The organism is Algibacter miyuki (assembly GCF_030409805.1).
Lineage (GTDB): Bacteria > Bacteroidota > Bacteroidia > Flavobacteriales > Flavobacteriaceae > Algibacter > Algibacter miyuki.
Map to the genome: position 1 here is coordinate 768196 of NZ_JAUFQP010000013.1, position 23291 is coordinate 791486.

The 23291-nt window shown below is 35.0% G+C and carries 12 protein-coding genes; all 12 read left to right on the forward strand.

All coding sequences use genetic code 11. From position 1 onward, the window contains the following. The first annotated feature begins 381 nt into the window (after positions 1-381). The 12 genes from QWY92_RS15500 to QWY92_RS15555 all read left to right on the forward strand — a co-directional run bounded on the left by QWY92_RS15500 (position 382) and on the right by QWY92_RS15555 (position 23159). Positions 382-3471, forward strand: coding sequence for a SusC/RagA family TonB-linked outer membrane protein (locus QWY92_RS15500; RefSeq protein ID WP_290272869.1), 3090 nt, complete (start codon positions 382-384; stop codon positions 3469-3471). A gap of 10 nt (positions 3472-3481) precedes the next feature. Beyond that, entirely contained in the window at positions 3482-5407 is a 1926-nt protein-coding gene (locus QWY92_RS15505) for a RagB/SusD family nutrient uptake outer membrane protein (RefSeq protein ID WP_290272871.1), read from the forward strand. A gap of 60 nt (positions 5408-5467) precedes the next feature. Next, positions 5468-8251, forward strand: a complete 2784-nt coding sequence (locus QWY92_RS15510; protein WP_290272872.1) for a SusC/RagA family TonB-linked outer membrane protein — start codon at positions 5468-5470, stop codon at positions 8249-8251. Between the two features lie 26 nt (positions 8252-8277). Next, on the forward strand, positions 8278-10011 hold the full coding sequence (locus QWY92_RS15515) for a RagB/SusD family nutrient uptake outer membrane protein (protein WP_290272875.1): 1734 nt from the start codon (positions 8278-8280) through the stop codon (positions 10009-10011). Positions 10012-10031: 20 nt separating this feature from the next. Next, positions 10032-10940: a BT_3987 domain-containing protein gene (locus QWY92_RS15520; RefSeq protein WP_290272877.1), complete on the forward strand. Its 909-nt coding sequence runs from the start codon at positions 10032-10034 to the stop codon at positions 10938-10940. A 275-nt stretch (positions 10941-11215) separates the two neighbouring features. After that, entirely contained in the window at positions 11216-12751 is a 1536-nt protein-coding gene (locus QWY92_RS15525; protein ID WP_290272879.1) for a sulfatase family protein, read from the forward strand. Positions 12752-12830: 79 nt separating this feature from the next. Continuing rightward, complete coding sequence (locus tag QWY92_RS15530; protein ID WP_290272881.1) at positions 12831-14252, forward strand: arylsulfatase; 1422 nt, start codon at positions 12831-12833, stop codon at positions 14250-14252. Positions 14253-14670: 418 nt separating this feature from the next. Continuing rightward, a complete protein-coding gene (locus QWY92_RS15535; protein WP_290272883.1) occupies positions 14671-16278 on the forward strand; it encodes a T9SS type A sorting domain-containing protein in 1608 nt (535 codons plus the stop codon). Positions 16279-16393: 115 nt separating this feature from the next. After that, positions 16394-17977, forward strand: a complete 1584-nt coding sequence (locus QWY92_RS15540; RefSeq protein ID WP_290272885.1) for a sulfatase family protein — start codon at positions 16394-16396, stop codon at positions 17975-17977. Between the two features lie 26 nt (positions 17978-18003). After that, positions 18004-19908, forward strand: coding sequence for a glycoside hydrolase family 97 protein (locus QWY92_RS15545; protein WP_290272887.1), 1905 nt, complete (start codon positions 18004-18006; stop codon positions 19906-19908). 68 nt (positions 19909-19976) lie between these two features. Beyond that, positions 19977-21764 (forward strand): alpha/beta hydrolase fold domain-containing protein, encoded by a 1788-nt coding sequence (locus tag QWY92_RS15550; RefSeq protein WP_290272890.1) that lies wholly within the window; start codon positions 19977-19979, stop codon positions 21762-21764. A 3-nt stretch (positions 21765-21767) separates the two neighbouring features. After that, positions 21768-23159 (forward strand): sulfatase, encoded by a 1392-nt coding sequence (locus QWY92_RS15555; protein ID WP_290272892.1) that lies wholly within the window; start codon positions 21768-21770, stop codon positions 23157-23159. Positions 23160-23291: the final 132 nt, after the last annotated feature.

Below are 23291 nucleotides of genomic sequence, written 5' to 3' on the forward strand. Positions count from 1 at the left end.
AAATTAATCTATAAGTACTTTATTTTAATTAAAATAACATTTTCTTAAAAAGAGACATATGTTGCGCCATTATAGCCTAAAATATCGTTATTTGTAAGATATTTCCTGTTTAAATTAGTTAAAAGCAACATTTTGAACCCTTATTTGAGAATGTTAAGACGTGTAAACCCCCTATTTTTGACCTAGTATTTCTTAATAAAAAGATAAGAACATGTTAAAAGTTACCCAAAATAAGTTTTCAGGAAAATTTGACAGTTTTTAAAAAGGAGATTACTAAATACTAAATAGTACCAAAGTAAATGTTCAATTTAACTAAACTAAATTATTAAAAATGATGAATATACAATGGCTATATTCTACTAATTCGGAAAATTCTAATTTATGAAGAAAATCAAAATATTTTTACTATTGATATCCATATCCTGGAGTTCTTTTGCTCAGGATGTTGTCCAGGGGGTTGTAACGGACGAAACGGGAATGCCAATTCCGGGTATTAATGTTCTCGAAAAAGGGAAAAGTAATGGTGCTGTTACAGATTTCGATGGAGCCTATAAGTTTAGCGTGTCTCCAAATGCGGTTTTAGTATTTTCAAGTATTGGGTTTCAAACTCAAGAAATTAAAGTAGCAGAAGGCAAGACGATTAACGTAACAATGAAGGAAGACATTCAAAGTCTTACCGAAATTGTTGTTGTGGGGTACGGAAAGCAAAAAAAGGAAAGTGTATTAGGAGCAATAAGTCAGATAAAAGGAGAAGAGATTTTAGAATCCGGATCTAGTAATGTTACTAATGCTTTAAGTGGAGCTTCTCCTGGTCTTGTCGTTGTTCAAGGTTCTGGACAGCCAGGTGCTGATGATGGCGATATTTTTATTAGAGGTAACGCAAACCCTTTAATATTAGTAGATGGTGTTGAAATTGTTGGAGGATTTGCCAATATAAACCCGAGAGATGTTGAAAACATAAGTACTTTGAAAGATGGTGCTGCAACAGCTGTTTACGGTATTAGAGGTGCAAACGGTGTTATCATTATTACTACAAAACGAGGAAAAACAGGCAGACCAAAAGTGAGCTACAATAGTGAGTTTTCTTTAAAATCTGTACTTAATGAACCCGATAATGTTCTCGATGCTTATACGGCGCAAAGTGCTTTTAATACAGGAATATTAAACGACCAAGCCTATGCTAGTGGATATTCATCTGCGGTTGACTTAGGGCATTGGAGAGATGGCGATTTACCATACATTTACCCAAATACAGATTGGTTTGATGTTGCCATAAGAGATGATTATGCTACAAGTTTAAATCAAACTATTTCCGTTAGAGGAGGTTCTGATTTTGTAAAATACTATGCGTCTGCAGGGTATTTAACAGAAGGTGATATCACTAAAACAGAAAAACTTTTTAATTACGATCCTGAATTTAAATTTAAAAGATACACTTTTAGAGGAAATTTAGATTTTACCTTAACTAAAACGACACGTTTAAATACAAGCGTTAGTAGCCGTTTAGAAGATAAAAATCAACCTGGTAACGGTAGTGATATTAGTTTTTTAGGAATATATAACTCGGCACCTGGTGGCGTAGTACCTGTATATCCTGCAAGTGTTTTAGAACAATATCCAGATCCATTTTTTCCAGGGTTAGTAGAGCCTAGGTTTGGAAATGGACGAAATATTTACACCGGTATTAATGCGAGTGGAACATCTCAAGATAATAAAACGGTTTTTTCTATAGATTTAGAATTGGAACAAGATTTAGACTTTATTACAGAAGGTTTAACTTTTACAGGTAAATACAACTATATAAGCTCTTACACCACCAGAAGTAGAATTGCTTATGATGCCACAATAGATCCTAGATTAGATACCTATACTTTAGATCGCGATGGATCATGGATTTCTGCTGAAGGTGTAGAATATGAGCGTCCTTTAGAATTTATTTTAGGAAGTGAAAGTATTAATGATAGTCAAGAAATTGCTTATCAACGCGCACAACTAAATTACCAACGTTCTTTTGGCAAACATAGCGTTACTGGTTTAGCGCTTGTTAGCCGTAATAAACGTGTAAGTAATACATCATTTCCCTTTTTTAACGAAGATTATGTTGGGCGTGCAACTTATAATTACGATTCTCGCTACTTCTTCGAAATTAGTGGATCTTATAATGGAGATGAAACCTTTGATGAGGGCTACCGTTTTAAACTTTTTCCTTCCTTTGCCGTTGGAATTAATTTAGCAAAAGAGAAGTTTATAAAAGATAATATACCCGAAATCAACAACTTCAAAATAAGATATTCTTATGGTGAAACTGGGTCTAAAGCTGGTTTAGGTAGTAATCGTTGGCCATATTTAAGTTTCTACGATTTTTATGGAGACTCTAGCGCTCCAAACACAGAAAAAAGACCAAATTCTAGATATTATTTCGGGATAGATATAGATGATCCTCTTTTAATAATTACAGAATCTCAAATTGGTAATCCGGTGTTAACTTGGGCAACTGTAACAAAACAAAATATTGGTGTTGAATTCGGGCTTTTTAATAATAAGCTATCAGGAGAAGTTGATTTTTTCAAAGATTCTAGAACCGATTTAATTAATATTCCTGGGCCTAATAGATTTCCTGCTTTTTATGGTTTTTCTGCAGAATTACCATTTGTTAATTTAGGAACCTCAGAAAGTCATGGTTATGAAGTGTCTCTAACCTACAAAAATAGTACTTCAGGAGGATTTAAGTATTCTGCAACCGCGTTTTACGGTTTTAATGAAAACCGAATTCTTACAAGTGCATTAGATGGTCTTGGAACTACAGCATATACATCAATTTCAGGAAAGCCTGCTGGAGCTTCAGCTCTATTGCAAACAGATGGTTATTTCCAAAATATTGATGAAGTAGTAAATTTTCCTACCGTTAGTGGTGCACCAGGTTTAGGAGATTATAGATATATAGACTATAACGCAAATGGAGGCATAACAGAGAATGACGATCAAGTGAGATTCGATTTACCAAATGCACCAAAAAATAGTTATAGTTTTAAATTAAGTGCTTCTTATAAAGGATGGTCGCTTAGTGCTTTAATTAATGGTGTAGAAGGACACAAAGGACTTGTAAATAGTGATTTAGCGTTTGCACTTCCTGATGGGCTTGCAACAGGTTTATATGAGCATTTAGATTATTGGACACCCACCAATACAAATGCCGCATATCCGGCTTTACATGCTTTAGCTAATCCTAATTCTATAAATAATTCTACAGCTAGAATTGTAGATTTAGATTATATCAAATTAAGAAGTGTAAATCTGGGGTATAATTTTGATATGAGCAATAGTAAAACATTGAGTGATTTGAGAGTGTATCTTAATGGGAATAATCTTTTTGTAATTTCTGATTTAGATTATGGAGACCCTGAAGCAAACACCCCTGGGGCCTACCCAATACTTAGAAGAATAAATTTAGGTATAAACATGACTTTTTAAATAAAAAAATATGAAAACAACAATATATACATTCGCTTTAATCGGCATTGCTTTTTTTACGAGTTGTGAAGATTATTTAGATAAACAACAAGATTTTGAAGGCTTAGACGAATCTGACGTTTTTGAGGATATTCGTTTAGCAAAAAGTGCTTTAGATGCAGCTTATAGTTATTTAATTACCGATGTGAGCGCAACAGGGCAAGGTGGAGATTGGTTACCTAACATGACTATGGCTGGAGAAGGTTATCCAGGTAGGCTATGGCAAACCTTCCCACAAACCTACCCGATGTATGCGCAAGGAGACTATATTAGTCTTATAAATGAAAAACCTTATAATGATAATGGTACTGCCGTAGGATCAACGCCAAACTTTACTTTTAGGTATTTTGATTCTTGGAAAGGGATTAGAGTTGTAAACACTTTTCTTGCAAATGTTGGCAATATAAACAACGGAACTGAAGAAGAAATAGAAGGATTAAAAGGACAAGCTTATTTTTTAAGAGCCTTTTTTTACCACTTATTAACAAAACGTCATGGAGGGCTTCTTTATTTAAAAGAGAACTTACAATTAGATGAGACTCTAAATCAAGAAAGAGAATCTTATCAAAGTAACCTAGCAAACATGCTAGAAGATTTGGATCAAGCCACTAGTTTTCTTCCTGTAACTTGGGATTCAGAAAATGTAGGGCGCCCAACAAAAGGTGCGGCTATGGCACTGAAATCTAGATTAACATTATTTGCTGCGAGTCCGTTAGTAAATGAGTCTGGAGACCAACAAGCATGGGTAGATGCAGCAACTGCGGCTTCAGAGCTTATCAATTATGCTAACGATAATGGTTTATATACACTTATTGATGCAAGTGCAGCTAGCACTATCGATGTAGACCATAATGGTGACGATCTTTTTCTGATGGAAACCGAAGAATTAGAACCTTATAGAAGTATTTTTATTGGTCCTGGTATTCAAAAGACAATTCCTTCAGAAGTTATTTTTTCAGAAGTAAATCAAAAGTTTTTTGTTTTCGGATCGATACTAAGTCCAACACCTAGACATACATTAACTGCTGGTTGGGATCATTTAAGAGGAAATGGTAGCCCGATGTCAATTGGTGCATTAGCTAATTTTGTAGACAAATTTGAAACAAAAGATGGTTTAGCCATAACCGATGATGCTAACTATAACCCACAAGAACCTTTTATTAATAGAGATCCTAGATTTTATAATGCCATACTTTTTGATGGTGTAACAGATTTAATAGTAGATCCAAACGCATGGAATTTAACTGGTGTTGTTGATTTGGCACAAGTAAACGAAGAAGGAAAGTTGGGATTAAATTTACACGATCCAGGAGGTAATGCCAATTTATTTTGGAGGGTTAGAAATCTTACAGGTCTTCGAATTAAAAAATGGCTACCAAATGGAGCAAGATGGTCTGGAGCTGGTGGACGAAACCACCATGTAAATAACAATATTTTTAGAATGTCTGAGGTGTACCTTAATTATGCAGAAGCAGCAAATGAGGCTTATGGTCCAAACGGAACTGTTCCAGGCTCAAGCTTAACGGCACTTCAAGCCATTAATATGATTAGAAATAGAGTTGGAATGCCAAATGTAAACGCGATTTACACCGGCTCTAAAGACCTTTTAAGAGAACGTATTAGAAATGAACGAGCTATTGAATTATGCTTTGAAGGTATTAGGTATGATGATATTAGACGATGGAAAATAGCGCATTTAGAAGAAAATAAAAAAGTTGAATTTTTAGAAATGCGTTGGCAAGGCGGCGAGTCTGCAATATACCCGACTGGCTTTAGTTTCGAAAATGTAGAACAAGATCAATTAACAAAAACGTTTGATGATAAACATTATTGGTGGCCAATTCCTAACTCAGAAGTGGAAGCAGTACCAACGTTTAAACAAACTGAAGGTTGGTAATAAGTCATTATCGAATGCTTTACAACTCATAGAATTAATTTAAAATTATAACAGAAACAGATGAAACTAAACATAACAGGATTGAATGTTTTTATTTTCTTCCTACTCAATGCTATAACTATAAATATTGGTATTGCTCAAAGCACACCTTTAAATAGTCTAGCAGATCAAGATTCGCTTCAATTAAAAAATGAAGACGAGATATTAAAAACACCATTTGGAATTTTCAATTTAAGCCAAACCACAGGAGCTGTTTTCAGAATTTCAGGAGACCAACTTAGAAAAACAGGAGGGGATAATTTATCGGAAGCCTTAATAGGACGTGTACCTGGTTTAAGAATTATTAGACAAACAAATACACCTGGTACAACAGGAGATTATAGCTACGTATTAAACGGAGGTACACCTTACGTTTTAGTCGATGGAAAACCAAGAGGCCTATTGGTCGATTTAAGAGAAGTAGAAGAAGTTTTGGTGCTTAATGATGGTACTTTTAACTCTTCACTTGGTAATTTCGGTGATAACGGACTTATTTATGTAATTACAAAAGGAGGAAAATCGAGAAAACCAGTGGTAGAAGTTAATTACCAAAGAGCTTTAAATACAGCATCTAGGTTACCTAAATTACTATCTGCTACAGAATATGCTGAAGTGATTAACAGAGTTTCAAATAACGATGGCTTAGGTGATGTTTATAGTCCAGAGGCTATTGCTGCTTATAACAGTGGTTCCGATGCTATAAATTTTCCAAATATCAATAATCAAGATACGTATTTAGAAGATTTTTCATCATCTAATTTCGCATCACTTAATACGTACGGTGGCGGAGAAAATGCGTCTTACGGTGCTTTTATTGGGTATTCAGACTGGGAAGGTTTAGAAAAAGTAGGATCAAAAATTAATGGTAGAAATCTAACTTTTAGAACTAAAATTAATGCAAAAATAAATAGTGCAATTAGAGCTCATGCTAGTGTTTATGGTAAATTTGGAGAAAACAATAGACCAATAATAGGAGCAGATGCTATGTTTTTAAATATTACAGCAACACCTGCAAATGCATTTCCTTTAAAAGTTGGAGATTCGGCATATATTGTAAGTAATGATTTTGATACCAATTTATTAGCGGAATTAGAAGGTGGTGGATCAAGAACAGATTATACCGCAAACATGGTTTTTGATATCGGTTTAGATTTCGATTTAAAAGCGGTTGCTCCAGGTTTAAAATACGATACTTATGTAATGATGAGAACGTATAATACGCACTCTCTTGTAACAGATAATCAACCGGCTCTATACACTTTAGAAAACCTTCAAGATATTACAGGACAAGATTCTTTAGCTTTAAAAATTTACCAAAATGAAGTTCCTGATCTTGAAATTGGCAGAACGAATCAAAATAACCAAAGAGATTTTACCTATGCTGGTAATTTGAGTTATATAAAGAATATGACGCAGTCAACTTTAACCTTAAATCTTAATCATCTTTTATATTACGCTCCTAATAGAACAGCTACGCAACCAGATAATCGTAATCTAACATTTAATTTAAATGGGTCGTTTGCATTACAAAATAAATACATTGTATTTGCAAACCTAAACGCAAGTAGCAGTTCTAAGTTTATTGGAACTAATAGAACCAATTTTTTTCCAACGATGGGCTTTTCTTGGGTAGCATCTAATGAAGATTTTCTAAAGGATAACAAAAGCATTGATTTTCTTAAATTTAGAACATCATTTGGTCAAATAGGTACAGAATACACAGCGAGTACATTTTTATATTTAGATACTTGGGCAGGCGGCAGAAATAATGGTACTACATTTTTAGGAACAGCCAATATTGCTCAAAATAAATTTGGGTACAGCTTATCTAGCACCGCTAATGAAGCTATTGATTGGGTGGTGTATAACCAAATGTTTGCAGGTTTTGAGTTAAACATGTTTAAAAAATTAAATTTCAGCTTAAATTACTTTAACATTGAAATTCAAAATCAAATAACAAAAGCGAGTGCGCTTTATGCTGATGCTTTAGGAGGAGATGCTTATTTGCCATCATTAAATTTTACAGACAGAAGAAATAAAGGTTTTAATTCTAATATTACCTTTCATGAAAGTCAAGCTGATTTTAAATATTATTTAGGTGTAAATGCTGGTTATAACAAAATTGTAGGCGAAAAAATATCTGAAGTACCATATCCAGATCAATATAGATTACAACAAGGCCAAGCAGAAGATAACATTATGGGGTATGTAAGTGATGGTCTTTTTACAGCAGAAAATATTGGTAGCGCCTTACCTCAATTTGGCGATGTACAAATTGGAGACATAAAATATGTTGATCAAAATGGAGATAATGTTATAGATAGTAGAGATCAAAGAGCTATAGGAAACCAAACCCCGAGATTCAATTACGGTATTAATATTGGAGCAGAATACAAAGGCTTTAATATAGATGTTGTAGGAGCCGGAGTTGGTGGATATGATATAAACCTCGGGTCTTCATCATATTACCAACATCAAGGTTTAAGAAATTACTACGGAAGCGTAAATAGCGACCTTCCTAATGGTAATGCAAACCCTAGATTAAGCACCATAGGAAGTATAAATAATTTTAAAACGTCAGACTATTGGTTAGTTAACGGAGGTTATTTTAGAATTTCTAACGTAGAATTAGGTTATACTTTACCTAAAAACGGACCATTTACTAAAGTGAAAATATTTTTAAGAGGAAATAATTTAGCCTTATTTAGTAAACTAGACGATTTAGATCCGGAAGATATGAGAGCTGGGTTTTTTGAATACCCTTCGATGAGAACCTTTATTTTAGGTACTTCTTTGAATTTTTAATACATGAATGGTAAAAAAATAAAACAATGAAATTAATTAATAAATTATTACCAGCCGTTATTCTGATACTTAGTTTTTCAGGATGTAGTGAGTTTCTAGAAGATGAAATTCAGTATACACAAGAAGAAATTGTTGTAGATTCTAGACTGCGTTCTAGAGGGATAATTGACGATATTTATACCGACTACCAATTTAGATATTTTACAGATTTTGGAGTGGAATACCTTACCGATAACGGTGTTTTAAATTCTGAAGAAACAGATTTAGCTACTGGGTATTGGGGGCCAACAAGCAATCCTTATAATTATGTTTGGCAGCAGTCTTACAATAATATTAGACAAGTTTATCAATATATAGAACTTGTTCATGATACCGGATTACCATATTTACTTAATCCAGACGATGCTGAAGAAAACGAACGTGTTTTAGCCAGATATTACGGGGAAGCTTTCTTTTTAAAAGCATGGGCAGAATGGGAATTACTTAAAGTTTTTGGAGGGCCATCGGCCGATGGAGAAATGTTAGGATTTCCAATTGTTAATGGTATTTTAGAAAACGAAGAGTATGCTTCATTAAGCAGAAATACATATGAAGAATGTGTTAATCAAATTAATGCCGATTTAGATATTGCTATAGCTAATTTACCTTTGATATATTCAGGTGAAGGAGGAGATAACCCAGGTTATAGTGTAGAAGAAATTGGTAGAGCAAGCGGTTTAGCGGCTTATGCCTTAAAAGCCAAAGTGGCCTTATTTGCGGCAAGTCCTGCATTTAATCCATCTAACGATGTTTCTAAATGGGTAGACGCTGCCGAAAAATGTCATGATGTTATTGTGCTAAATGGAGGTTTAAAATCACTTACTCCTTTTGATTTTAGTAATGACGATAATCCAGATCATATTTGGAGAATGCGTTCTTCATTAAGAAATAACGCGCTAGAAAGCCGTTTATATCCTCCTACATTATATGGGCAAGGCGAAGTAAATCCATCTCAAAACTTAGTAGATGCTTTTCCTTCTGCAAATGGATATCCAATCGATATGACAGAAAGTTTATATGATGCTTCTACCCCTTATACTTCAAGAGATAATCGATTTTATAAATTTATTTTTTATAATAACGATCAATGTTTTACTTCTGAATCTTGTACAGATTTTACAGCTTTAGAAACTTTTGAAGGCGGCCAAGATAATTTTGGAGGCTTTATTAAAAGTGAAGGAACAAGAACAGGCTATTACTTGAAAAAGTTTTTGAATAACTTAAATTTTGACCCATCAGCGCTTAGCCCAACAACGAGTTTAGAAAAAGTGTATGTTCAATTAGGCCTTACAGATATTTATTTAAGTTATGCCGAAGCGGTAAACGAAGCTTACGGACAACCAGATGTGGCTCCAGCGGGACTCAACTTTTCAGCAAAGGAAGTTTTAGCCATGGTTAGAAAACGTGCAGGAATTAATACCGATCCTTATTTAGACGAAGTTTCAGCAAACAGCCCAGATTTTAAAACGCTTCTAGAGAATGAAAGACGTATTGAATTATGTTTTACAAGCGAACGTTTTCACGATTTACGTCGTTGGAAATCGATTACAAACACAGAAGATGTTAAAGGTGTAAAAATCACTAAAAACGATGACGATACATTTACATATCAAGGGGTAGATGTGGAGCGCAGACAATTCGAAACTAAAAATTACTATTTACCTTTGCCATACAGCGAGTTGCTTATTAACACAAACTTAGAGCAAAACCAAGGATGGTAAATCAATTAAATAAAAAGATTATGAAGAAAAATAAATTAAAATCTATAACGCAATCTTTAGCACTTTTACTTGTAATTGTATTTGGGGCTGCATCATGTTCTTATGATGATTTTGTTGAAAATGAATTTGAATTTACATCGGTTTATTTACCAAAAGCACAAATAGACAGAACGTTTATTATGGGCGAAGGGATGCAAATTGGGGTTGGTGTTGTTTTAGGAGGCCGATTATCTAATTCAGAAAATGTAGAAGTAACCTTTTCTTTAGATGATGCTATTGTGACTGATGGTGGGCTTGCCGTATTACCACAAAGCCATTATACATTGGTAGATGCCGATGGGAATCCTGCAAATAACAAAATCATTATTCCAGCAGGAAAAACACAAGGTTTTGTTTACGTAAAAGCAGATTCTATTAACTTCCTTGCTGATGATGTATCTTTAGGAAATAACTACGCTTTAGGATTTACACTAGATAATGTTGTAAAAGCAGACTCTATTTTAGATAATTTAAAATCCACAATGATTACCTTTTCATATATCAATCAACTTTACGGTAATTATGTTCAAAAAGGACAGGTTGTAAAAACCGGAAGTACCAATGGAACTTTAGTTTATCCAGGAGGTATTGATGATGTAGTCGAGTTAACAATGGTATCTCCAAACACATTAGTTTGCAATGGTATTGCAGATTTAAGAGGAGCAGATAAAAAACTGAACATTGTTATTGCCGATGATAATTCAATCACTATTGCATCTGCAACAGGAGGTGTCGCAATCACCGATGATGGAGGCTCTAGTTACAATCCTGAAACGCGCGAGATTATTCTAAATTATTCATTCGATTTTAATGGTGTTAGTTACGTTGCTACTGATGTTTTAGAATTCAGAAACCGCGTGGTTGATGGTGTTAATCAATTTGATTTATAAAAAAAAACAATAAGAAGCACGCAGTGAGTCTCATTTAAACGGTTGCTTTAAAATAACAGCAAATTGTTTTATCGCCTAACAGAATACTTAAAGGCGAGTTTATTTTTAAGCTTATTAATATAACGTTTAGAAATGTATTGATAGAACTATCTTAAAATGATATTTTTTAGTGTAACTTTAGAAACGTTATTAAACATATTTAACCTACTTCATAACACTATTGAAGTAGGTTTTTTTATAAAATTAAAAGAAATTTAATTATCAAAAACAAAAGAATGAACAACAACAAATTACACATTTTACTAGCATTAGCGGTTTTAATCTGTCTTAGTTTTAGTTGCAAAAATGAAAAAAACGGCAATTTGGCAGCAGTAGTTTCTAAAATTGAAAAGCCAAATATTGTGGTAATTTATCTAGACGATTTAGGCTATGGCGATTTAAGTAGCTATGGCGCTACCGAATTAAGTACCCCAAATATTGATGCATTAGCAAACGGCGGAATAAAATTCACCAATGGCTACGCTACTTCGGCAACCTGTACGCCAAGTCGCTATGCATTGCTCACCGGAATGTATCCTTGGAAAAATAAAAATGCTAGAATTTTACCTGGCGACGCACCTTTATTAATCGATACCAAACAACAAACACTCCCTAAACTATTGTCTAAAGCAGGTTATGAAACGGCTATTATTGGCAAATGGCATTTAGGATTGGGGTCTGGTTTTGTAAACTGGAATGAAACCATTTCACCAGGTCCAAATGAAGTAGGCTTTGACGATGCTTATATTCTAGCGGCAACTCAAGATCGTGTACCAACCGTGTATATTGAAAATGGGAAAGTGGTCAATTTGGATAAAAAGGATCCCATTCAAGTGAATTACAAAAAGAATTTTGAAGGTGAACCTACCGCAAAATCAAATCCAGAAATGCTAAGCATGAAATGGCATCATGGACATAATAATAGTATTGTAAACGGCATTCCTAGAATAGGATATATGCAAGGTGGAGATGCAGCAAAATGGAGTGATATAGATATGGCCGATCATTTCCTAACCAAAGCTCAAAACTATGTGAAGTCTCATAAAAACAATCCGTTTTTTCTGTATTACGCCATGCAACAACCTCACGTGCCGCGTACACCGCATCCACGTTTTGTTGGTAAATCGGGCATGGGGCCAAGAGGCGATGTTATTCTAGAAGCCGATTGGTGTATTGGTGAGTTTATAAAAACCTTAAAGGAAGAAAACATGTTAGAAAATACACTTATTGTGTTTTCTAGTGATAACGGTCCGGTTTTAAACGATGGATATTTTGATGATGCTGTGGAAAAACTAGGAGATCACGATCCGAAAGGCGGTTTACGTGGTGGAAAATACAGTTTGTTTGAAGCAGGAACGCGTGTGCCTTTTATCACATATTGGAAAGGGCATATCAAGCCAAGCATTTCTAACGCTATAGTTTGCCAAATGGATTTATTAGCATCTTTAGGAGATTTGGTCGGAGAAACAGAAACAACAACCGATAGCCAAAATATACTGAAGACTTTTTTAGGAGAAACTGAAAAAGGACGCGATCATCTTATTTTAGAAGCCAATTCAAAAACAGCTTTACGTAGTGGGAATTGGGTGTTGATTCCTCCATATGATGGATGGCCTTTAAATAAAAAAGTTAATATTGAAACTGGAATTTCAAAAGCGTATAAATTATTTAATGTGGTTGAAGATAAAGGGCAGAAAAATAATTTAGCTGAAACCAATCCGGAGAAATTAAAACAAATGATCGCTATTTACGAATCCGAAAAATTTAAATAACTTGTTTTTGTTGAAATCCAATAGACGTAAAATAAAAATAAGCTTTTTAAAAACAATACAGTATTTAATTATACTGTGTATGTTAATTCCATGCCTTAGCTTTAGCCAAAACGAAGTAAAGCCTAATATTATTTTTGTGATGGCCGACGATTTAGGCTATGGTGATTTGGGTTGCTATGGACAAACCAATACAAAAATGCCAAACCTTGATAGAATGGCGAGTGAAGGCATTAAGTTTACCAATCATTATTCTGGTTCAACGGTTTGTATGCCATCTAGAGCAAGTTTATTAACGGGCTATCACCAAGGAAATGCGAGTGTACGTGGAAATCCTGTTTGGACCAATAGCGGGAAACCAGTGAACCTTGAGCCAAACGAAATAACGGTGGCTAACGAGCTTAAAGGCGCTGGCTATAAAACGGCTGTTATCGGGAAATGGGGACTTTCAGAAGGAAATACCAACCAAAACATGCCATCTGCACATGGATTCGATTATTTTCTAGGCTATAAAAAACACAGTCACGCCCATCATTATTACTGGGATACGCTGTATAGAAATAATGAACCCTATATTTTAAAGGATAATAATTATGGGTTAAAACAAGGGAAATATACACACGATGTTTTTATCAATGAAGCTTTACATTATATTGAAAAAGAACAGGATCATCCGTTTTTTCTATATCTAGCTTTAACCATTCCGCATTTAGAATTAACCGTTCCGGAAGATTCAAAGGAGCCTTACCAAAATTTAGATTGGCCCAAACGTAAAATGAATACCAAAGGTGGTTATAAAAATGATGCCGAAGGAAATACCACGTATGCCGGCATGATTTCTAGAATGGATCGAGACATGGGACGTCTGTTCGATAAGCTTAAAGCTTTAGGAATCGATGAAAGTACAATAGTCATTTTTACAAGCGATAATGGACCAGAATACGAAAGTAAAGATCTTTTCTTCAATAGTAACGGCCCTTTTAAAGGAGGGAAAAGAGACCTTTATGAAGGCGGTATTCGTATTCCGTTTATTGCGCGATATCCGGGTAAAATAGAAGCCGGTAAAGAAAGTGATCATCTTTCAGCATTTTGGGATTTCTTACCAACGGCTTGCGAATTGGCAGGAGTAACGCCTTCAAACAAAGATATCAACGGAATTTCTTTTGTTTCAGAATTATTTGGAAATCAAAAGAAGCAGCAAAAACACGATTTTTTATATTGGGAATTTAACGAACGTCAAGGGCCTATTCAAGCCATTAGAAAAGATGATTGGAAATTGGTTTGGAAACTCGAAGGCGATCCAGAATTATACAATCTGTCTGTTGATCAAGCAGAGTCCAATAATCTCGCTATAAAGAACCCAGAGAAATTGCAAGACATGTTAGCGCTTCTAAAAGATGTTAGAACAGAGCACTCTGAATTTCCTCTTGAAACCAGAGCATTAGCGTACAAGAAAAGAAAAAAGAATAAATCAAACAATACCAACATAAAGAAGACTTTTTAATGGTATTTGTTTTCTTAAAATGATATTTGATGAGTTTTATTCTATCATAAAATGAATGTATAATATTGAGAAACACGACCGGTTTTGTAAGTACAAATCCTGTCGTGTTTTTTGTTGGAAATCATCACTTTATTCTTTTATCATATTTAAATTTCATTAGTAAAAATGGTGTTTAGTACTTCGTAATTAAGTCGCATCCTATGGTTTTATTGGACTACACGACATATTGCAACATTTTGATTCCTTAATTGAGATTTGTAAAACTCTAGAACGCCTTAAATTTGGTTTTAAAGCGAAACACTTATTTCATTTCTGGGCAACTAAAAAAAATACCACCACAAGAAAAACGCCAACATAGGTTAACGCTTTAAAAAAGAATACCAACTAAACAATCCATTGATAAACTAAATTAGAAATTATGAGAAGAAAAAATTACTCAAAAAACATCAAAACATTATTAATAGCATTAATAGTTGGCTGTTTCAGTTTTACTGGGCTTAGCCAAACTATTTACACGAACGATATGGAATATGTGCTTGGTGATGTGAAACAAGTTTTTATTACCAATAAGATTTTAACCGAAGCGCATGCCGATAATTTACTAAAAGCATTTAAAGAAATGAAGGTTAACGGTATCCGTATTCCGCTTTTTGGTCGTGATACAGAAGGGGTAGATTTAAACCCGAATAAACCCATGTTCGATTACTTCTATGAACAAGCTTTGGCACAAGGTTTTGTGATTTTTGCAAATCCGGCACAAGGTGGAGGAGGTGCCCGTGTAGCCAATAACATGCTTAATGGCACTGTGCCTTCGGTTAATGGTGTGCAAGCGGCAACCGATGAGTTAATCGCGAGAGTTTTAGAATTTTCAGATGAATATCCTGGTTGTAAATGGTTAAACCCCTTTAATGAAGACGGGCGTGCAACTAGCAGCACGTGGAGCGTAGAGCAAATTCATGAAATTTATGCAGCACTTTATAATAATGTTAATGGCGCAGAATTAATTGGGCCTTGTACTTGGGGACTTCCAGCAGCCATAGATATGTTTCAGAATACCAATATAGAAGATTATATAACGGTTGCTGCAACGCATAACTTAGGTTTTAATCATGGGCAATGGTCTACTTTTATCAACTTGGCAAAAGCCAAAAACTTACCTGTTTGGGATTCAGAGGTAAACCATAATGATGCTAAAGGTACGGGAACACGTTTGGAGAAAGCCATAGAGAATAAAGTAGATGGTTTAGTATTATACAATGCTGCAAATGCCATAAACTTAAATAATGGAACTTTAACTAATGCCGTTTATACCTGGATGGATTTATATTTAAAAGACGAGTCGCAACCTGTTAATATTGCACCAACAGGTATAGCTACGCAATCTTCAACCAATCCTCAATTTAATAAAGGTCCGGAATTGGCTATTGATGGTGATACTAATGGAAACTTTGGAGGCGGATCGGTAACCGTTACAAACGGAGAGGCAAACCCGTGGTGGCAAGTCGATTTTGGGGAAGATAAAGCTATTGGATCTATTAAAGTGTTTAATCGAACAGATGGTTGTTGTAAGGCTAGAATGTCTAATTTCACGGTATCGGTGATTGATAGTGATAATAATACAGTGTTTACTAAAACCTATGCCGATTATCCAGATCAATACATTACAGTAGAAACTGGCGTTGTATTCGGTCAAGTAGTTAGAATTGACTTAGACAACGGCACTAATGCTTTAACCTTAGCGGAAGTGGAAGTTTATACACCTGAAATTACGTTGTCAACCGAAACACCAGAGGATATAAACATTAAAATGTATCCAAATCCAGCATCAGATAAAGTAACGATATCTACACCGGATGTAATGTTTAATCAATACACATTATTTACTATAACGGGGCAGGTAGTTGTAAACCAAAATATCAATTCAAAAACAGTTGAGGTTAACGTTAGCGAACTTTCAAAAGGCATTTATGTATTGAAATTAGATGGGCGTAACGTGTCGAAAACCTACAAAATAGTAAAAGAGTAAATAGACTGGAATGCATATTATTTATTCCGCGAAAGCGTATTACAGCATTATTTAATAAATTAGCTGAAATAATAAATAATATGCATTTTAAACACCCTAAAAAGATTGTAATATAATGATGAAATTTTCAAAGTCCATTTTGGCACTCCTATTAGTCGCAACGTTTGTGTTTTCTAGTTTTTCTGATAAAAAAAAGCATGTAGAAAAGCCAAAAGATAAAAAGCCAAACATTATATACATTCTAGCAGACGATTTAGGATATGGTGATTTAGAATGTTTTAATCCTAACGGAAAAATACCAACGCCAAACCTTAATAATATGGCTAGTAATGGTGTTATGTTTACAGACGCACACACGTCTTCTGCTGTTTGTACACCAACCCGATATGGTATTCTTACTGGGCGTTACAATTGGAGAAGTCGTTTAAAAAGTGGTGTGCTTGGTGGTTATTCAAAATCATTAATCAAAGAAGATCGTGTTACTGTGGCAAGCATATTAAAAAGCCAAGGTTACAGCACTGCGTACATTGGAAAATGGCACATGGGATGGGATTGGGCTTTTGTAAACGAAGAAACTGAGGCAACACTTAGGAAGTTGCATAGTAACCCTAAAGTAGACTTTACGTCACCTATTAAAAACGGACCATCAACGCATGGTTTCGATTATTCTTTTGGGTTTTGTGGTTCTCTAGATATGGCACCTTATGTTTTTGTAGAAAATGATATACCAACGATGGTTCCTACAAAAAATACGATTTCTGTTGATGAAAAAGGCGTGTGGAGAAACGGGCCAACTTCGGATGATTTTGTGCACGCTAAAATTTTACAAGATCTAACAGATAGAGCAGTAGATTATATTGAAGAAAAATCGACTGAGAAAGATCCGTTTTTCTTGTATTTTCCATTGCCAGCACCACATACACCCATTTTACCAACTACCGAATTCCTCGGAAAAAGTAACACCAATATGTATGGCGATTTTGTAATGCAGGTAGACGATGTGGTACGTCAAATAAGAGAAACTTTAAAGAAACAAGGTATTTCAGAAAACACACTTATTGTTTTCACAAGTGATAATGGCTGTTCTCCAAAAGCCGATTTTGAAGAATTGGCAAAAGTAAAACACGATCCAAGTTATGTGTTTAGAGGTATGAAAGCCGATATATATGAAGGAGGACATCATGTGCCGTTTATTGTAGAATGGCCAAGCAAAGGATTAAAAAATGCTAAAACTGATAGAACCATTTCTACCGTGGATTTTTTCGCAACATGTGCTGAGGTTTCAGGATATAAAACTAAAGATTCCGAAGGTGAAGATAGTTACAGTATGTTACCTTTAGTGGTTGGCGAGAGTGATAAGGAAATTAGAGAATATGCGGTGTATCATTCTATAAATGGTTCGTTTGCAATAAAGCAAGGCGACTGGAAATTGTGTCTTACTGATGGTTCTGCAGGTTGGAGTTACCCAAGACCAAACGAAATAAGAAGTCAAAAACTCGATTTGCCAGAGATGCAACTGTTCAACTTAAAAAATGATATTGAAGAAACTAAAAATTTAATAGCAGAACACCCGGAAAAAGCCGCCGAATTAAAAGCAGCGCTAAAAAAAATAATTCTAGAGGGAAGAAGTACAGCTGGGAAAAAGCAAGAAAATGAAGGTATGGAAGGTTGGAAACAAATTGAAAATATCATTAATTAATGTGTATAAACATTAAAACCAAAATAATGAAACAAGCTTTTTTAACGATTTCAATGTTAGTCTGTGTCACGCTTTTAAATGCTTGTACCGGTAAGCCAAACTTAGAAGTGGACTCACCGGATAATACAGTACAATTAACTTTTCAGAATGGGGAACAGGGCTTAACTTATCAATTAGATTGGAATAATAAATCCTTAGTTGATGCTTCTCAAATTTCAATACTACCAAACATTCCTGTTAAAATAATAGATACTGAAATTAAAACAGAAAACTCCAATTGGAAACCTGTTTGGGGACAATTTAGCGATATTAAAGACCATTATAATGAATTAGTTATTCGTCTTGAAATAAACGGAAAATCGGGTAAGCTTTATGCACGTGTGTATAACGATGGTGTGGGTTTTAGATTTGAACGAGATAATATTTCTTCGGAAGATACACTTGATTTTTTTGCAGAATATAACCTACCAAGTAAAGATATGTTTTATGCCCCTGCGGGCGAAAACCCACCAATTGGTCCACTTTCAATAGGAACTTTAACAACATCAGAAGAAAAATTACCAAAATTAGCTTTACCTATTGTTGTTGAAAAATCAAATAAAATGTGGCTGTCTTTTTTAGAGTCCGATTTGTATTCTGCAAAAGGCTTCAACACCATGAAACTGCATTTTAATAAGGAAACAGGCAAGCTTACATCAAGCAGCAAGCCTAAAGCGAGTGCAGGAAAACTAGTAACGCCATGGAAAGTGATTTTGTTTGGCTATCAAGCTGGCGATTTGGTAACAAGTACAGTAACTGTAAATTTAGCGGCACCTTGCGAAATAGAAAATCCAGATTGGATTAAGCCCGGAAAAACCTTGTGGGATTGGCGCGTGCATGGTTACACAGCTCCAGATGGTTTTGTTTACGGTATAAATACCGAGAGCTACAAACGCTTTATTGATTTTGCAGAAGAAAAAGGGATTGAATATTTTTTAATCGACGATTCTTGGTATAAACACGCCACAAAAGGGCATTTTGAATTATCGCCAGAATTAGATTTACAAGCCGTTATTGATTACGCCGCAGATAAAACGGTTGAACTTATTTTGTATTACGACCGTAAACATGGGGAATACGGAGATAAAGAACTGTTTCCGTACTATCAATCTTTAGGTATGAAAGGTGTAAAATATGGCTTTATGGGGAACAATGTTCAGTTTTCTCGTGATGCTATTAGCCAAAGTGCCGATAGTGAATTGCTTATTGATTTTCATGATAGTCCGGTGCCATTTACAGGGGTGAGACGTACTTTTCCAAACGCTATTACTCGAGAATATTGCCATGCGCAACAAGATTCGCGTAAGGCATTTACACCAGAAACTTTTATTAAAATGGCCTTAATTAATGCCATTCAAGGACCTTTGGATATGAATAACGGTAATTTCGATTTAAGCGGAATTAATGCAGGAAAACGACAAAAAGGACCTAAGAAACTCAATTCGTATCTATCTACCGTAGTGTCAGAAACGGCACGAACTTTGGTTATATTTAGTGGATTGGTTTGTATTCCAGATGCGCCAGAAGCTTATGCGGCAAAGTCCGACTTATTTGAGTTTATTCAAAAAATGCCCGTAGGGAAATGGGATGAATCTCGAATTCTGAACTCTAAAATGTCCGAGTATATTACCACAGCTCGTCGTTCAGGAACCGATTGGTTTGTGGGGAGTGTTATCTGTCAAAAAGGCGGTACGTTAGATATTAGTTTAGATTTTCTTGAAGAAGGAAAAATTTATGAAGCCACGTTTTACGAAGATACCGATACTACCGATTGCAAAACAAATCCGGAAGCATATCAAGCAAGAAAAGCTGAGGTTAAAAAAGATCAAATAATTAAAGCTAAATTAGCTTCTGGTGGCGGACACTGTATGTACATTACTTTAAAGGAGTAAAATCTTTATAGATGTGATAAACTTTACAGATGACTTTATAAATTAAATTTTAACGATAATAAATGAAAATGAGTAAAAACAAAACAACAATATTCTTAGCGATGCTTATGTTAATTGCTCTGCAAATGGGAGCTCAAAATATAGAACCAAGTAAAAAAGTATTGTACAAAGTGATTGATGGTGATAGCCTTTATTTACATGTTTTCGAACCAAAAACAACTATAGAAACAGCACCAACTGCAGCTGTAGTTTTCTTTTTTGGAGGAGGTTGGACTTCTGGAAATCCAAAACAATTTTATCAACAAAGTGAATATTTGGCGTCTCGGGGTATGTTGGCTATTTCAGCAGAATATAGAACAAAAAACACCTATGGTACCACACCTTTTGAATGTGTTGAAGATGGTAAATCGGCCATACGTTGGGTGCGCGAGCATGCAAAAGAACTTCATATTGATCCCAATAAAATTGTTGCAGGTGGTGGTTCGGCAGGCGGACATGTAGCAACCTGTACCGCCGTAATCGATGGGTTTGAAAATGCTTCGGAAAACCTTACGATTAGTTCCGTTCCTAATGCCGTGATAGGTTATAACCCAGTTATCGATACCTCAGAAAAAGGGTATGGTGCAAAAAAAGTGAAAGGGCGTGAGACAGAAATTTCACCTTGTCATAATGTAAAAAGTGATTTACCACCAATGTTATTTTTCCATGGAAAAAAAGATACAACGGTGCCTTTTGAAAATGCCGATCGTTTTAATCGTTTAATGCATGAAGCCGGAAATAAAAGTGAACTTATTGCGGTTGAAAACGTAGGACATGGTTTTTTTAACGGTTCTTTTTTTAGAAATAGCAGCGATGATAAATATTATAATTTAACCATGTATCATACCGATCTCTTTTTACAAGATTTAGGATACCTTACCGGAAAAGCAACCATTGCAAGTACGGAAGGGCTAACTTTCGAATATTCTGAAATAGCTGGTGTTGGAAAAGGTTCAAAATATAATCGTCGCGATAATAGCGATATTATAAAAGTGAACGATACGTATTATATGTGGTACACGCGTATGGATAAGCCAACTACTTCTGGGTATTGGGGAACTATTTGGTATGCCACATCAAAAGATGAAGGTTACACATGGCAGGAGCAAGGCTTGGCACTTGGTCTTGGTGAAAAAGGAACTTTTGATAGCCACTCGGTATTTACACCAAATATTTTAGAATTTAATGGGCAATATTATTTGTATTATACCGGTGTAAAACCAACCCCGAACAACAAAAATAACGAGTTTGAAAATAATGCGAAAACTGATATTACTGCGCTTGGTTTAGCCGTTTCCGATAGTCCGGACGGCCCTTTTGAACGTGTAGAGAATAATCCGGTATTGACGATTTCTAACGTTGCAAAAGATTTTGACAGTTACCGCATCGATGATGCGAGTATGTTAGTACGTGATAATAAAATAGCCTTGTATTATAAAGGGAGATCTCTTATTCATGGCACAAAAGGAGCACATCACACACAAATGGGTGTGGCTTTTTCAGAGACACCAGAAGGCCCTTTTGAGAAACATATTAAACCTATTTTAGATAAAAGTCATGAAGTTTTAATTTGGAATGAAAATGAAGGCGTATCATCATTGGCATCTATAAACCAAACGGTAAATTATGCACCTGATGGTGTTAATTTTTATCCGCTTTACGATGATTTAACTAATATACCTAAAGCACCAGGCTTGTATCGATCTAGTTTGACAGGGAATCACGATAGTGCTAATGTTCCAACTTGGGGAATTGCCATGATTCAAAAGAAAAAAGAAACTTATTTAATCCGTTTCGAAATAAAAAAAGAGCAATAATCAATGAAATATCTTAAAAAAAATAGTGCTTTATTTTTGGTTCTAATCACGTTACTGGGTTGTAAATCGAATAAAACCGTTGACCAGGTTAGTACTAAACCAAACATCGTTTTTATTGTGGTTGATGATTTAGGATATTCCGATATCGGATACATGCAACATAAACCTGAGATCCAAACACCCAATATTGATAAATTGGCTAAAACGGGTATGATATTTACCGATGCTTACGCGGCGTCACCTGTATGTTCTCCAACACGTGCGAGTTTAGTTACAGGGAAATCTCCCGCTGCTTTAAAATTAACGTGCCATATTCCAGGTATGGGTATGGAGAAGTATTTAAAAAAATTAAGCAAGGGGAAAAAGTTAAAAGAAGCTCATTTTTTAAATCATTTGCCAGAAGACGAATTAACTATTGCTGAGGTATTAAAAACACAAGGTTATAGCACCGGATATATTGGAAAATGGCACTTAGGAGGCGATGGCTCTATTTATACTGAAGACGGTATTGTAGACGAAAAATTCAACCCAAATCACTTTGGTTTTGATGTTAATATTGGAGGTTGCGCTTACGGGCAACCGGCTAGTTATTTTTCACCTTATAAAAACGGAACCATGACTGATGGACCCAAAGGAGAATATTTAACCGATAGGTTAGGGGATGAAGCCGTACGTTTTATTGAAAATAATAAGGAAAAACCATTTTTTTTGAATTTGGCAACCTATACGGTGCACACGCCTTTAGGAGCTCCAGCTGAAAATATAAAGAAATATGAAGGCAATAAATATTTTGCCATGATTGAAAAATTAGACGAAAACGTAGGCAAAGTAATGGCTACATTAGAAAGCCTAAATTTATTAGAAAACACAATCGTTATGTTTTATTCTGATAATGGCGGTTTATGGGGAAATGCACCTTTAAAAGGTATAAAAGGAACTTTAAATGAAGGCGGTATTCGTGTACCATTAATTGTGAATTGGGCTAATAAAGTACCGGCTGGATCAACTTGTAATAAACCGGTTACGAGTGTCGATTTTTTTCCAACCATGTTAGAATTAGCTAAACTTTCTCCTGAGAATTATAAAGGTTTAGAAGGTATGAGTTTTCTGCCATTAGCACTAGGTAAAACAGAAGTTGCCGACCGACCATTGTATTGGCATTTTCCACATCATCGTAAAGAAGGCCTTTCTATGGGCGCGGCCATCCGATATGGAAAATGGAAATATATTGTCGAATTTGAGTCAGAAAAAGAGTTTTTATATAACTTAGAAAACGACCTCGGTGAAGAAACTAATTTAATGCAACGTTTTCCTGAAAAAGGACTAGAGTTATCCCAAAAGTTGAAGCAATGGCAAAGTGATGTTTCGGCGGAAATGCCTGAGTTGAATCTATAATTAAAAATTTAAACAAACGTGCTTTTTCAGAATAGTTAGAAATTATTGCGTTATTATAAAAGAAAAAGCCTTCTAAATTTAGAAGGCTTTTTTAGTGTTATATTTTCAATACTATTGAAATTTAATACCATG